We start from the raw sequence: 14,028 nt of genomic DNA, 5'->3' as shown, positions 1-14,028 counted from the left end.
TCTCTCCTTTACTGCCAGCTCAAGACAGGCTGGACAAGTAGTCTTCGAAACCAAATTCGCGAACCACCTCAACACTACCGTCGAGTTGTTTCACTACGATGGACGGCATTTTCAGGCCGTTGAACCAGTTTTTCTTGACCATGGTGTAACCTGCTGCGTCAACAAACGACAGCCGATCGCCGATGGCCAGCGGCCGATCAAATTGATATTCGCCGAAGATGTCACCGGCCAGGCACGACTTGCCGCAGACCATGTAGGTGTGCTCGCCGCTGCTTGGCGCCAGCTTGGCGTTGAGGCGGTAGATCAGCAGGTCGAGCATGTGCGCTTCGATCGAGCTGTCGACCACGGCCAGGTGCTTGCCGTTGTACAGGGTGTCGAGCACGGTGACTTCCAGCGAGGCGCTCTGGGTGATGGCTGCTTCGCCCGGCTCCAGGTAAACCTGTACGCCGTACTGCTCGGAGAAGGCCTTCAGGCGCGCGCAGAATGCGTCCAGCGCATAGTCTTCGCCGGTAAAGTGGATACCGCCGCCCAGGCTCACCCACTCGACCTTGTGCAGCAGATGGCCGAAGCGCTCTTCGATCACGCCCAGCATCTTGTCGAACAGGCCAAAGTCGCCGTTCTCGCAGTTGTTGTGGAACATGAAGCCGGAGATCTGATCGATGACGCCCTCGACCTTCACCGGGTCCCACTCGCCCAGGCGGCTGAACGGGCGCGCCGGGTCGGCCAGCAGGTAATCGGAGCTGCTCACCTGCGGGTTGACGCGCAGGCCGCGCACGGTGCCTTCGGTCTGCTCGGCAAAGCGCTGCAGCTGGCTGATGGAGTTGAAGATGATCTTGTCGCAGTTCTCGACCATCTCGCCGATCTCGTCGTCGGCCCAGGCCACGCTGTAGGCGTGGGTTTCACCGGCAAACTTCTGGCGCCCCAGCTTGAGCTCGTACAGCGACGACGAGGTGGTGCCGTCCATGTACTGCTGCATCAGGTCGAACACCGACCAGGTGGCAAAGCACTTGAGAGCCAGCAGGGCTTTGGCGCCGGAGTTTTCGCGCACGTAGGCGATCTTCTCCATGTTGCGCAGCAGCTTGGTTTTGTCGATGAGGTAGTACGGCGTTTTGATCATTTCGAGGCCCCCGGCCAGGCCGGCCAAAAAAAGGACACGCATTGTGCCTTCACTCGATACATATCGAAAGGGAGAAAAGCGCTTTTCCTTCAGTCAGTGGTCAGATTGCCCGTGCGCACCCCGTATTAACGGGCTTTGCGCTGCTTTCGACGGTCACTGCGCAGGGGTGTGTTTACAGGCTCAGGCCAGCGACTTGCGCCCCCACACCAGCACTTCACCGGCGGTGGCGATCACCAGGCTCAGCCCGCTATAGGAAAAGCCGAAGGCGCGCACTTCTAGCTCCACCCCCAGCTTGTGAAACACCGCAGGCCGCCCATAGCGTTCGCCATGCAGCCACGAACCCGGTTCCACCAGCAGCAGGTGCTGCTCCGGCCAGGCCAGGATGATGTCTTCGACCATCCAGCCATCGGCGGTGGCCAGGGGCAAGCCACCGCCACTGATGCCGGCCATGCGGATTACCCGGCCGCTCAGCGGGCCAATGCCGTGCGCGTCCAGGTAGCGGTCGCTGCCGAGGTTGTCGGTGCGGTCGCGGGCGACTTTTTCACCGCGCTGGCAATCCAGCACGCTGCGCCCGGAGCTTGAGGCAATCAACAGCAGTTCGCTGTCACGGTCGAAACCGACCTCCAGCAGCCCGGCAACGGTGAACCGGGCTGTCTGCGTCCAGGGCGCAGGCGGCGCCATCACCGGCTGGTGCTGGATGGTCTGGCGCAAAGGGTCGAGGTGTCTGCTGCTCATGTGGCCTTCCGTTCGGGCGCATCAGCCGGTGCACCGGCACCGGCCCTTCACGGAATACCATGGATTCACAGGCTTTGACGATACCCTGCGGCGTACGTTACCCCCTTGAGCCGGCCCCCAGCCAGTGCGCGGCCCGCTCCGCAATCATGATCGCGGCGGCATTGGTGTTGCCCCCGACCAGGGTCGGCATGATCGAGGCGTCGACCACCCGCAGGCCCTCGATACCATGCACGCGCAGCTGGCTGTCGACGACCGCCTGCTCGTCGCTGCCCATCTTGCAGGTGCCCACCGGGTGGTAAATGGTGTCGGTGCGCTGGCGCAGCACCTCGACCAGTTGCTCGTCGGCGTACAGCCCCTGGCTGTACATGTCCTTGAGCCCGAACGGGGCCATGGGTGCCTGTTCGAGGATGGTGCGGGCCATGCGATAGCCTTTGAGCAGTGTGTGCACATCGTCGTCATGGCTGAGCAGTTTCGGGTCGATGCGCGGCGCGGCAACCGGGTCGGCCGAATACAGGCCCACTGTACCGATACTTTTCGGCCGCAACACGCACACATGGCAGCTGAAACCATGGCCCCAGTGCAGGCTGCGGTTGTGGTTGTCGACCATGCTGATCACCGAGTGCAGCTGAATATCCGGGCGCGCCAGGCTGGCATCGGTTTTGAGGAACGCCCCGGCCTCGGCGAAGTTGCTCGCAAAGGGGCCGGTCTTGTTGCGCGCATAGTCGAGCAAGGCCTTGCCCATCTTCACCCCGCCGCCTACGGAAAAGCCGGGCAGCGTGTTGTCGCTGCTGCGGTAGCACAGCACCACGTCCGGGTGGTCCTGCAGGTTCTGACCGACGCCCGGCAGTTCATGGTGTACCGCAATACCGTGCGGCTTGAGTTCGGCCTCGGCGCCGATACCCGACAACATCAGCAGCTGCGGGCTGCCAAAGGCACCGGCGCTCACCAGTACCTCCTTGCGCGCCTTGAGTTCGACCGGCCTGCCCTTGACGCGCACCTTCACGCCCACCGCCTGCTTGCCTTGCAACAGGATGCGCTCGGCGTGAGCATGGGTGATGACCGTAAGGTTGCTGCGCTGCTCACGTACCGGTTTGAGAAACGCCGTGGCGGTGCTCCAGCGCCGGCCGTCGCGAATGGTCACCTCGTAGGGCCCCACGCCTTCCTGATCGGCACCATTGAAGTCCGGGTTATAGCGGTGACCGGCCATTTGCGCGGCCTTGATGAAGGCCTGGCTGGCCGGATGCGACTGCGCCTTGCCGACATACAGCTCGCCGTTGCCGCCATGGTGCGCGCAGCCACCACCGTGGTGGCTTTCGCTTTTGCGAAAGTACGGCAGCACATCGGCGTACGACCAACCGGGATTGCCCAGCGCCTGCCAATCATCAAAGTCGCTGTGATGCCCGCGAATATAGATCATGCCGTTGATCGAGCTGCTGCCGCCCAGCACCTTGCCACGCGGCTGATAGCCCACGCGCCCGCCCAGCCCCGGCTGCGGTACGGTATTGAACGCCCAGTTGACATGCCGGGTCGGCAAGATGGCGGCAACACCGATGGGGGCATGGATCAGCGGCGAACGGTCCTGCGGGCCCGCCTCCAGCAGGCAGACGCGCACTGCCGGGTCGGCACTCAAGCGGTTGGCCAGCACACAGCCTGCCGAGCCTGCACCGACGATGATGTAGTCGAATTCCATTGTTATTGTTCTCACGCTGCGGAATGAACTGGCATTGTTGGCTGGCGTAGCGCAAATTAATTGATCTTTGCCGACTTATTTTTGATCTTTGACGACTATGAGCGCACTCATCCGCATCAGCTCCCTGACCGGTTTTCGTGAGGTTGCCCTGCAATTGGGCGGCGATCCCGATGCCCTGCTCAAACGCTTTCGGATCGACCCGGGGTTGATGCTCGAAGAAGACGCGCGCATGCCGCTGCGTGCCTTGGTCGGGCTGCTCGAATACGCCGCGCAAACGCTGGACTGCCCAGACTTTGGCCTGCGCATGGCGGCGTATCAGGACCTGCAGGTGCTCGGCCCGATTGCCCTGATCGCACGCAGTTCGGCAACGGTCGGCCTGGCGCTGGCCGATATCGTGCGGTTTATCGGCTACCACAGCCCGGGCATACACCTGGACCTGGACACCAGCCAGAACCATGCGCCGAAGCTGGTGATCGATATCCGCCTGCCGGGCCTGGTGCAAAAGCGGCAAATGGTCGAACTGGCAATGGGTGTGGGCTACAACACCATGAAGTTGCTGTGCGGCGCGCACTTCAATGCCCAGGCGATTCTGCTCAGTGGCGCCTCGCCACTGCCGGTGGCGCGCTACCGGCGTTTGTTCAAGGCCACCACCTACCCCGGCCAGGCCTGCAACGCCCTGGTGCTCAGTGCCGAGCAGTTGCAGCAACCGATCGAACAGCAAGACCCCTTGATGCACAAGACCCTGGACCACTACCTGAGCCACTTCGGCGCCAGCGAGCCCGCCAATCTCACGCAACAGGTCGAGCGCCTGATCCTGCGCCTGCTGCCCACCCAGCGCTGCCGCCTGGCGCTGGTCGCCGAGCAGCTGGGGTTGCATGAGCGGGTGTTGCAGCGGCGCCTGGCCGAGCAAGGCAGCGGTTTCGAAACGCTGCTTGAGGCCCTGCGCCGGGACCGCGCCGAGCTTTACCTGGCCGAACGCAACATGCCGATGTCACAAGTGGCCGGTTTGCTCGGCTTTAGCGAGCAAAGCGTGTTCAACCGCGCGTGCCGACGCTGGTACGGCACCACCCCGAAGGCACGGCGCCAGCATCTGCTGGCGGCTGCGCCCGACTGATCAGTTGAGCCCCAGCTCTTTGGCCCTGGCCACGGCCTGAGTGCGACGCTCCACGCCCAGTTTGAAATTGATCCGCTGCGCATGGGTTTTGACGGTGTGCAAGGAGATAAACAGGCTTTCGGCAATCTGCTGGTTGGAAAAGCCCTGGGAGATCAGCTTGAGCACGTCCATTTCGCGGCGGCTCAACAGCGCCGCCGGCTCGCCCTCGCTACTGCTGGCTTCGCCTGCCCAGCGGGCCAGCGCCGGGTTGCGCAAGGCAAACGCCCGCTCGACACTCACCAGGCCCATTTGCCGGGCCTGGGCAAGCGTCTCCAGCAGCATCTGCTTGGCCTGCGCCGGCTTGTTGTCGGCGTGCAGCGCCTCGGCCAGGCTGAAGCCTGCTTCACAGGCCAGGGCCCGGCGCCCTTCGTTGCGGGCCCGCGCGTGCAAGTGCGTGAGTTTTTCCAGGGCCGGGCCGACCGCCCCCCCGGCAAGGCTTGCCTGCAGTTGCAGAAGGTGCAGGCGCAGGTGCAGGTCGGGCGCGCCATACGGCGCGTATTCCAGTGCCGTCGCAGGCAAGCCGCTCAAGGCTTTATCCACCTGCGCCGTACGCCCCTGGCGCAGCCACAGGCGCGCCTTGGCCCGTAGCACCTGACCTTGATAGACCGACTCGCTGATCAGGTTGTACTGCATCGCCCGTTCGGCATCGGAAATACGCGTAAAGGCACTGGCCAGGTCGCCCTGCACACCGTCCAGCTCAGCCAGGCCCAACAAGCCCCAGAACGCCGCCAGATCACCACAGAACTGACATTCCTGCATGCCCGCCTGAAACACCGTTTCCGCTTCCTGATAGCGCCCCAACTGCACCAGGATCGACGCCTGACGCAGTTGCACCCGGCCTCGCATCGGGCTCGCCTCAGCCCCCCAGGCCGCAGACAGCTCAGTGTACAGACGCTTGAGCAACGTCTCGGCACGCAGCAGCTCACCGCGCAGTTCCAGCAGTTTCACATGCCCCAGGGCCATGACGCTCTCCATGGCCAGGCTGGCGTGCTGTCGGGCCTTCTTGGTGGCGTCGCGATTGAGCTCCAGCGCTTCGTCCAGGCGCCCGTCGATCAAGGCCATTTCCACGAGCAGAGCAGTACTGAACAGGCATTGGCTCCAGGAGCGCTCGGGCAACTCCTCTACGGCTTCAGTCAGCCAGCGCCGCGCTTGCTCGCCCTGCCCACGATGAAACGCAATGTTGCCGCGCAGCGCTTTCCACTGCGCGATCAGTTCAAACTGACGCACCGCATCGGGCTGCGGCAGAAAGCGGGCCAGCTGCTCGGCGTACACCTGCGCTTCGTCGAGCCGGCCACTGAGCAACAACGCCCAGGCATTGAGTATCAACAAACGCGGGGTGCTGACGAGCAGCTCGCCCGGTAGCTCGCGGCGCCACTGCATCAGTTGCGCCAGGCTACGCCCTTGCAACAAGGCATCACCGGTGAAGCGCTGCATCAGGCTGGCGGCCATCTCCGGCTGATCGGCGCGCACCGCATACTCCAGCGCCAGGCGCACATTGCCCTGGTTTACGTACCACTGGCAGGCCTTGCGAAACACCGCCTTGGCGAGGTTCTCCGGCAACTCGCCAGCCAGCGCGCCCCTGACCGCCACAGGCACTTGGTACACCTGCCCGTCACTGCCGACCGGCTCGATAAACAACCCGCAGGTGCTCAACTGCTCAAGCAAACCCGCGCCTTCGCCAACCCCGAGCAGGTGCTCGCACAACCCGGCATCGAAGTACGGCAGCTGCGCAAGGGTGAACAGCGCCTGGCGCCATTGCTCCGGCAACTCGTCCAGCAGCTCCCGGCGCAGGTATTCAAACAGCAAGCCCTCTGCCAAATTGAAAGGCTGCGGTTCGGCCGTAGATTTCAGCGCCAGCAGGTACAGGCGAATGCCGGCGCACCAGCCTTGGGAGTCCGTACGCAGGTCGTTGACGGCAGGCCATGGCCAGTGCCGGTCCTTGTGTTGCAACAGCTCGCCCAACTCCTGCTCGTTGAAACCAAGCTCGGCACTGCCCAGCTCGAACAGGTCGGCATCGAGCAACAGACGGGTAAGCTGCAAGGCGGGCCGCCGCCGGCACGCCAGCCACCAGTTGACCTGCGCTGAGGTGCTCAGGATCAGGTCATTGAGCAGCGCATCCAGCGCTGCGTCGGGCAGCCGCGGATAGTCGTCGATCATCAGCCACAGCGCAGACTGCGCGGTATCCAGATGCTCACGAACCTGCGCCGGAGAATGCCCTTCTACCCCGAGGGCATCGGCCAGTTGCTGCAGGAAGGCTTCGCAGCTGATGGCTTTGCCACGCAGGTTGAGGTAGACCACGCGGGTATCGGCCGGACAATGCTGGACACACTCGCTCAACAGCGCGCTTTTACCGCTGCCAACCGGGGCGCAGAGCAGGCGTAACCGGCAGTGGGCGTTAAGCAATGCTTCGCTCAGGCGTGGGCGCTGCACATGGCCAGGCGCGAGTCGTGCCGAGCCTGCAGGTAAGGTGTGGCGGGTGTTCAGTTGGGACATTGGCACATCAGCTTATTGTTCTTTGTAGCAGCATGTTGCAACTCGGCGGGCGTCAAGGCAAACAGCGCTGCAAAAAATGAGCGACCCAATGTTTGCGGTTACTCTTCAGCCTCCGGAAAATTACGACAACTCTTGCGTTCGGCCAGCTCCTTGTCACTGGGACGCTGGTCCACGAACACCGCATGGCCGTCTTTGTAAATCTCCAGAAAGCCCCAGTGCAGATCCTGCTCGCGCTGGCCGGGCTTGGGCGGTTCACGCCACCAGGGTTCACGACTGATCAACTGCATGGCCAGGCTCCGGTTACAACAACCTGTTTACTATAGTTGAGTGAACGATGAGCGTTTTGCTGCCCCAAAACAGTGCAAACCCACTAGAATGGGCCACCTTTTTCCTCGGCACTTTCCATGGATATCGAGCTGGCCCGTACCTTTCTTGAGATCGTCCGTTGCGGCAGCCTGGTTTCCGCTGCCGAGCGCCTGCATGTCACCCAGACCGCCATTACCGCGCGGGTGCAGAAGCTCGAGCAGCACCTGGCCTGCCAGCTGTTCATCCGCAGCCGCAGCGGCGCCACCCTCACTGCCGATGGCGAAGCCTTCGTGGTGTACGCCAACCAGCTGGTACAAACCTGGGAGTCGGCCCGTCGCGACTTGCCGCTGCCCGAAGGCTGCCACCAGGTGCTGCATATCGGCGGCGAAGTCAGCCTGGGCAACCCGATGGTGCTCGACTGGGTCAGCGCGCTGCACCACGCCATGCCCAGCCACGCCATCCGCAATGAAGTCAGCGATGGCGAATCGTTGCTGCGCAAACTGGAAATGGGCACGCTCGACGCCGTGCTGGTGTACCAACCGACTTATGGGCCGGGTGTGCAGGTCGAGCAACTGATGGAAGAAAAGCTCATTCGCATACGTCGTACCGACAAGCCTGAGCCCTATATCTACATTGACTGGGGCGAGGACTTTCGTCGCCAGCACGATGCCGCCCTGCCCGAGCTCACCCGCCCGACACTGAGTTTCAACCTCGGTCCGCTGGCGCTGCAATTCATCCTCGAACACGGCGGCAGCGGCTACTTCCGTACCCGCGTGGTGCAAAGCTACCTGGACAGCGGCATCTTCGAGCGCGTGCCGCAGGCACCGGAGTTCACCTACCCCACCTACCTGGTACACGCCCGCGAGCGTGACAGCGAAGCCCTGCAACAGGCCTTCACGGTGCTGCGCAAACTGGTCGCCGACGGCGACAGCGACTGGTCACAGCGCTGGGACCCGGTGATCTGAAGGTGCGCCGGTTGTCAGCAGGTGCCGCTTGAGCCCGGCGATCAGGTCGGTCTGGGTGATGACACCGGCCAGTTGCTGGCCCACCAGCACTGGCAGGCAATGCAAGCCTCGGTCGCTCAGCAGCGGAATCAGCGTCACCACCGGCTCGTTGCTGTTCACCGTAATCACCGGCCGGCTCATGATCTGTGCCACCCGCACCTGACGGCGGCGCAACAGCCCGCGCCAGCTGAACTGCGACTGGGCCATGGCGGCACCGGCCAGGTCGCTGAGGGTGACGATCCCCACAAGCTGCTGCGCCTCATCGAGTACCGGCAAGGCCTTGACGTGATGGCCGGACAATTGCTTCCAGGCCGCTTGCAAGGTTGTGCCTGGTGTGACCTGCTGCACATCGCGGGACATCACCGACGCGGCGGTGATCCCGCCCAGGCTGCGCTTGAGCGCGTGCTGCTCGGTGGTCAGGATGATGTGCTCGAGTTCGTCACGCGTGATGTCGACGAACTCGCCCAGCGCTTCGAGCGTCTGGTCCAGGTCCTCGCCACTTACGCCAACCCGCTCACCGGGCGAGACATCGGCGGTGTGATGCAGGTCGCTGCGCGGGGCGGCGGTCTTCGGGTAGCGCACGCCGGTCAGGCGGTTATAGATCACCGCCACGGCGACCAGCACCAGGGCGTTGAGCATGATCGGCTCGAACACCCTGTCGCCCAAGGCTGCAAGCGACGAGTCAGCCAGCACCACACTGACCGCTACTCCACCGCCAGGCGGATGCAGGCAGCGCAGCAGGCACATCACCAGCAACGCCACCCCTAGCGCCAGCGCCGCCACCCAGAGGCCGCTGCCGAACCAGTGATGCAACACCAACCCGACCACGGTCGCGCTGGCGTAGCTACCGACAAAAGGCCAGGGCTGGGCCAGCGCACCGGAGTGCACGGCGAACAACAGCACTGCCGAGGCGGCCAACGGCCCCAGCAAGTGCAGGGCCACGGCGCTGCCAAATACCTGGGTGCAGGCAAGGCCTGCGAGCAGCAAACCGAGCAATGCACCGACGCCTGCGCGCAGCCATTCTTTCGGGGGGATGTTCAGCGGAGCCGGCAGCAGCCGGGTAAACCAGTTGTTCAAGCGGCGGGAAGGCATAGGTAAATCAACGACCTGGCAGTAAAAAAAGCCCGGCCGACAAGGGCTGGGCTGAGCATTGCACGGGGCAACGCCGAATGGGCTCCGTCCATGGAGATGGAATGTTTGAGTGTTGCAAAATATTGCGTGCAGGGGATTCTGACCGCGAAGCGCACGCGGGTGTTAATTCAAAATAGTGAAGGCTGGCTGCAAATATTTTGCAGTCTTCAGCGCTGCCCTCAGTTGTTGCGCCGGGCCGTGCGCCGCGCCACACCCGCGACGCTTACCGGTGTAAGCGGGCGCCCCACCACGGCCTGGGCGTCGGGAATCAGGCTATGCACGCCCGGTACCGACAAGGTTTCGCCCAATTCAAGGGCAGCGGTCAGGGCAAAGCCTGCCAGTAAAAAGCCACCCGACTTCATCAACAGGTTCATTTGGCTTTCGCTCCTACAAAGTTGCTCGGCAGGCCCTCTGCATTCGGCAGGTCTTTAAGCTCGATCTTTTTCGCGTTGGTGGCGTTGTTGAAGGCAAACTCCTCCGGCGCGACCTGAACGCCGCTTTTCCAGTCGCTCAACTGGATGCTGTATTGCGGTCCACCGGTAATCTTTTTAGAGGTGATCACATACCGACAGGGGTAAGGCTGATCGCCTTGGGCAATCCAGATCTGCCAGTCGACTTCTTTCTTGCGAAAGGCCAGGTGATCACACTCGACACCTCCGATGACCCCACTGCCCAGGTCCTTGATGTCGGTAACACCTTCCATCAACTGCTCCTGCGGATTGGACATGAACAGATCGGCGCCTGGCAGCGGCCTGTTGTACTTGTCCCGCAGTTCGTCCAGCAGGTGGTCCAGCGTGCCGGGTATTTCGATCTGGGCGTAGATGTTCTTTTTCTTGCCGAGCAAGGTCAGGGTCTTGCCGTCAAAAAGCATTTCGATGTCGGTAAAACCACTGGAACGCGTACTGCGGATTTTGTCAGGCCGGCTGATCAGCACCGTGCCGGAGCCAGCCAATGTCAGCCGCTGCTGATCTTTGCTGACCACATCAAGCGTGGTGTCGTAGCTGAATGACAGGGTTTTCTGCGCGGTCATGTAGTCGGACATGCTTTTGAGCAGGCGCTTGGCATCGGCTTCATCGGCCTGTGCCGGGATCGAGGCGGCAAAACCGGCGATCAGGGCAAGCCCTGTAGCCAGTGCACGTGTTGATGAGGAACGGGTTAACCTTCGGGCGCTGATATTCATGGGAATTTACCGCCATGAGTGTGCCGAACTGGCATCGCGGACCCATAACGATAGCCCCGTCCCCCGCCGCGCGTGGGCCATTTGCCGACCACTCATCAGACCATCAGGCCAGCCTGGCTCAGCTTTTCTTCAGCCAGGGCCCGACCAGCCCCAGGGCACCCCGGCCACCGCGGCGCAGGCTTGCCAGCAATGGCAGCCAGGTGACCTCGGTAATTACCACCTCCGACGCCGGCATCAAACGCACCTCGCCCGCCGTGCCCCCGGCCGGGCCGCCATCGGGCATGTAGATGGTCACCCAGTCATCGACGGCATCCAGGACCAGACACAAACGCCAGCCTTCACCCTCGGCAATCATGCCGACCTTGGTGTCTGTCTCTTCCTCCAGGCCCGCCAGGCGGGTGCTGAAGTCCTTGAACAGCTGATAGCCGGGAAGGTTGCCCAGCACCTTGTCCTCTACCGATGCAAGCGCTTTGGCGGCCACGGCGGTCCTGGCCAGCAGACCGGCTGCAAAGCAGATCACGATCAGCCCGACCCCTGCTGCCAGGCTGATCAAGGTGACGCCGGCGACATGGTAGCCGGCAAACACTGGCGCCACGGCCTGCACAGGACCGTGCAGCAAGTGGATGGCCTTTTCGATCAGGACCACGATCAGCACCAACGGGAGGATGAACAACACGCCACCAATCACCGTGGTCTTGATGAACTTGAACATGACAATCCCCTGTGCGCCTGCCTGTGTACGGCAATCGCTTGAAGGCTAGTTCAACACCGCGGTTTTGGAGCCACTATTGGTTGCAGCGCATGGGCGACCGCTACGCGCTCGATCGCAGGCTGCGCCAGCTCCCACAGGTAGGCGCATGAGCCAACGCTACGCCGAAAACTCGGGCTCGGTACGCGCCAATTGGCGTTTCACACTCTCCAGATGCAGGCGTGCACTTTCGGCATTGCCGACCTGCATCTGCCGACAGGCCGCGCTGGCGACCTCATGAGGAACACGCTTCAACGGCCTGCCGCTGGCCATCGCCTTCAACTGCACCTCGGCCGCCCTTTCCAGGTAATAAAGATCATCCCAGGCCTCGGCGACAGTGGGCCCCAATACCAGTGGCCCATGGTTTTTCAACATCACGATGTCCGCCGAACCCGCTGCCCGGGCGATACGTTCGCCTTCGGCTGCATCCAGGGCCAGCCCGTTGTAATCCTCGTCAACCGTCAAGCGTTCATAGAACTTAAGCGCCGTCTGCCCGGCCCAGACAAAAGGGGCGCCCTCCAGCATGCACAAGGCCGTGGCGTGCGGCATGTGGGTGTGAAACGCCGCCGTCGCCCCGGGGTTCAAACGGTGCAACTGCGCATGAATGAAAAATGCCGTGGCCTCGGGCTGGCCCTCACCCGCCACTACCCGACCGTGAAAATCACAGATCAGCAACGATGAGGCGGTCACTTCGGCAAACGCCAGGCCGAACGGGTTGACCAGGAACAGATCCCGATGACCCGGCAGCACAAAGGAGAAATGGTTGCAGATGCCTTCACCCATCCCCAGCCTGGCCGCCATGCGAAAGCAGGCCGCCAGGTCTATCCGGGCCTGGCGTATCGCCAGAGTGTCCAGATTACTGGCCGACGGGTGCGCACCTGATGCGCGGTTTACATCAAAAGCATGGGCCATGGTCAAACGTCCTGAGTCGACAAAGCGTGCCTGCAAGACTAGCCAGAATGCGCAATACGCCAAGGGACAGTTGCACGGATTGCTTGTGTCAGTCACCTGACCCGGCGCTTCCCCGCATCTGGCCCTACAGGCGCTTCGAGGATTGTTCCTATCTTGACCCCGAGCACCGTGAACCCACGGCCAAACCCGCATCAGCCCTGAGGTCGAACATGAGCAAGCCGGTTTCCAATGAATACGTCCACGCCTTGGATCGCCAATACGTTTTCCACTCCTGGTCAACCCAGGGCACCCTCAACCCGCTGGTGATCGCCGGTGGTGAAGGCTGCACCTTGTGGGACTACGAAGGCCGTCAGTACCTCGATTTCAGCAGCCAGCTGGTCAATACCAACATTGGCCATCAGCACCCCAGGGTCATTGCCGCCATTCAGGCGCAAGCCGCCTCGCTGGTAACAGTCGCCCCGGCAACCGCCAACCTGATGCGCGGCGAAGCGGCCAAACGCATCCTCTCCCATGCGCCGGCCAGTTTCAGCAAGGTGTTCTTCACCAACGCCGGGGCGGACGCCAATGAAAACGCCATGCGCATGGCCCGGCTGTTCACCGGGCGCGACAAGATCCTCTCGGCTTACCGCTCCTATCACGGCAGCACGGGGGCGGCGATTGTCGCCACCGGCGACCCGCGACGGGTGCCCAATGAATACGCCCGCGGGCACGTGCATTTCTTCAACCCCTACCTGTACCGCAGCGAATTCAACGCCACTTGCGAAGAAGAAGAATGCCAGCGCGCCCTGCAGCACCTGCGACGCGTGATCGAATGCGAAGGCCCCAACGCCATTGCTGCGATTCTGCTGGAAACGGTACCGGGCACCGCCGGTGTGCTGGTGCCGCCTGCCGGTTACCTGCAAGGTGTGCGCGCCCTGGCCGATGAGTTCGGCATGCTGTTGATCCTCGACGAGGTCATGGCCGGATTCGGACGTACGGGCAGCTGGCTGGCCCTGGATCATTTTGCCGTGGTGCCCGACCTGATCTGCTTTGCCAAGGGGGTCAATTCAGGGTATGTGCCCGCTGGCGGCGTGATGATTTCGCAAGCGATCAGCGACTACTTCGATCACCATTTCTTCCCGGGTGGCCTGACCTACTCCGGGCACCCGCTGGCCATGGCGGCCATCGTTGCCACCCTCGATGTCATGGCCGAAGACGGCCTGGTCGACAACGCCCGTCATGTCGGCCAGGAGCTGTTGGGCCCCGGCCTGCGGGCCTTGGCCGCCAAGTACCCGTTGATCGGCGAGGCCCGCGGCATCGGTTTGTTCTGGGCACTGGAGTTTGTCAGCGACGAGAAACTCAAGACGCCGCTGCCCGCCACGGTCATGGCCCAGATGAAGGCCGCGTTCCAGGCGCGAGGCCTGCTCACCTTCATTGTCGAAAACCGCGTACACGTGGTGCCGCCGTGCATCGTCAACCCTGCCCAGATCGCCCAGGCGCTGGCAGTTTTCGATGAAGTGATCGGCGAGTTCTCGGCCAGATACGCGCACTGATCACCGTTGCGCGCCCGGCTCGTTGCC

13 protein-coding genes are annotated in these 14,028 nt (G+C 62.8%); 3 read left to right on the top strand and 10 right to left on the bottom strand.

Translation table 11 applies throughout. The features are described from left to right. Positions 1–19 precede the first annotated feature (19 nt). The 3 genes from nspC to I5S59_RS10355 all read right to left on the bottom strand — a co-directional run bounded on the left by nspC (position 20) and on the right by I5S59_RS10355 (position 3,542). Positions 20–1,117 carry a carboxynorspermidine decarboxylase gene (nspC, locus tag I5S59_RS10365; protein ID WP_197876548.1) on the bottom strand — a complete coding sequence of 366 codons (1,098 nt, stop codon included), beginning with the start codon at positions 1,115–1,117 and terminating at the stop codon, positions 20–22. Between the two features lie 180 nt (positions 1,118–1,297). Continuing rightward, on the bottom strand, positions 1,298–1,852 hold the full coding sequence (locus tag I5S59_RS10360; protein WP_197876510.1) for a hypothetical protein: 555 nt from the start codon (positions 1,850–1,852) through the stop codon (positions 1,298–1,300). Between the two features lie 97 nt (positions 1,853–1,949). Continuing rightward, positions 1,950–3,542: a GMC family oxidoreductase gene (locus I5S59_RS10355; RefSeq protein ID WP_197876509.1), complete on the bottom strand. Its 1,593-nt coding sequence runs from the start codon at positions 3,540–3,542 to the stop codon at positions 1,950–1,952. A 97-nt stretch (positions 3,543–3,639) separates the two neighbouring features. On the opposite strand from I5S59_RS10355, the gene I5S59_RS10350 reads away from it, so the two are divergent. Then, complete coding sequence (locus I5S59_RS10350) at positions 3,640–4,656, top strand: AraC family transcriptional regulator (RefSeq protein ID WP_197876508.1); 1,017 nt, start codon at positions 3,640–3,642, stop codon at positions 4,654–4,656. Here I5S59_RS10350 and I5S59_RS10345 read toward each other — a convergent pair whose 3' ends face one another. Next, positions 4,657–7,188, bottom strand: coding sequence for a LuxR C-terminal-related transcriptional regulator (locus tag I5S59_RS10345; protein ID WP_197876507.1), 2,532 nt, complete (start codon positions 7,186–7,188; stop codon positions 4,657–4,659). Positions 7,189–7,286: 98 nt separating this feature from the next. After that, positions 7,287–7,475: a hypothetical protein gene (locus tag I5S59_RS10340; RefSeq protein ID WP_197876506.1), complete on the bottom strand. Its 189-nt coding sequence runs from the start codon at positions 7,473–7,475 to the stop codon at positions 7,287–7,289. A gap of 117 nt (positions 7,476–7,592) precedes the next feature. On the opposite strand from I5S59_RS10340, the gene I5S59_RS10335 reads away from it, so the two are divergent. Further along, entirely contained in the window at positions 7,593–8,459 is an 867-nt protein-coding gene (locus I5S59_RS10335; protein WP_197876505.1) for a LysR family transcriptional regulator, read from the top strand. On the opposite strand, the gene I5S59_RS10330 is transcribed toward I5S59_RS10335, so the two are convergent. The 5 genes from I5S59_RS10330 to I5S59_RS10310 all read right to left on the bottom strand — a co-directional run bounded on the left by I5S59_RS10330 (position 8,433) and on the right by I5S59_RS10310 (position 12,469). Beyond that, a complete protein-coding gene (locus I5S59_RS10330) occupies positions 8,433–9,590 on the bottom strand; it encodes an HPP family protein (protein ID WP_197876504.1) in 1,158 nt (385 codons plus the stop codon). The genes I5S59_RS10335 and I5S59_RS10330 overlap by 27 nt on opposite strands. Before the next feature lie 218 nt (positions 9,591–9,808). After that, on the bottom strand, positions 9,809–10,003 hold the full coding sequence (locus I5S59_RS10325) for a hypothetical protein (RefSeq protein WP_197876503.1): 195 nt from the start codon (positions 10,001–10,003) through the stop codon (positions 9,809–9,811). Then, on the bottom strand, positions 10,000–10,809 hold the full coding sequence (locus tag I5S59_RS10320) for a DUF2092 domain-containing protein (RefSeq protein ID WP_197876502.1): 810 nt from the start codon (positions 10,807–10,809) through the stop codon (positions 10,000–10,002). The genes I5S59_RS10325 and I5S59_RS10320 overlap by 4 nt, the downstream gene beginning before the upstream one ends. A gap of 118 nt (positions 10,810–10,927) precedes the next feature. Then, positions 10,928–11,521 carry a hypothetical protein gene (locus I5S59_RS10315; RefSeq protein WP_197876501.1) on the bottom strand — a complete coding sequence of 198 codons (594 nt, stop codon included), beginning with the start codon at positions 11,519–11,521 and terminating at the stop codon, positions 10,928–10,930. A 156-nt stretch (positions 11,522–11,677) separates the two neighbouring features. Then, entirely contained in the window at positions 11,678–12,469 is a 792-nt protein-coding gene (locus tag I5S59_RS10310; protein WP_197876500.1) for an aldolase, read from the bottom strand. A gap of 209 nt (positions 12,470–12,678) precedes the next feature. Between I5S59_RS10310 and I5S59_RS10305 the strand changes: the two genes are divergently transcribed. Continuing rightward, positions 12,679–14,001, top strand: coding sequence for an aspartate aminotransferase family protein (locus tag I5S59_RS10305; protein ID WP_197876499.1), 1,323 nt, complete (start codon positions 12,679–12,681; stop codon positions 13,999–14,001). Positions 14,002–14,028: the final 27 nt, after the last annotated feature.

This window comes from Pseudomonas alkylphenolica (genome assembly GCF_016009175.1).
Taxonomy (GTDB): domain Bacteria; phylum Pseudomonadota; class Gammaproteobacteria; order Pseudomonadales; family Pseudomonadaceae; genus Aquipseudomonas; species Aquipseudomonas alkylphenolica_B.
The sequence above is the reverse complement of the archived record's forward strand: the minus strand, read 5'-3'. Positions and strand labels throughout refer to the sequence as shown.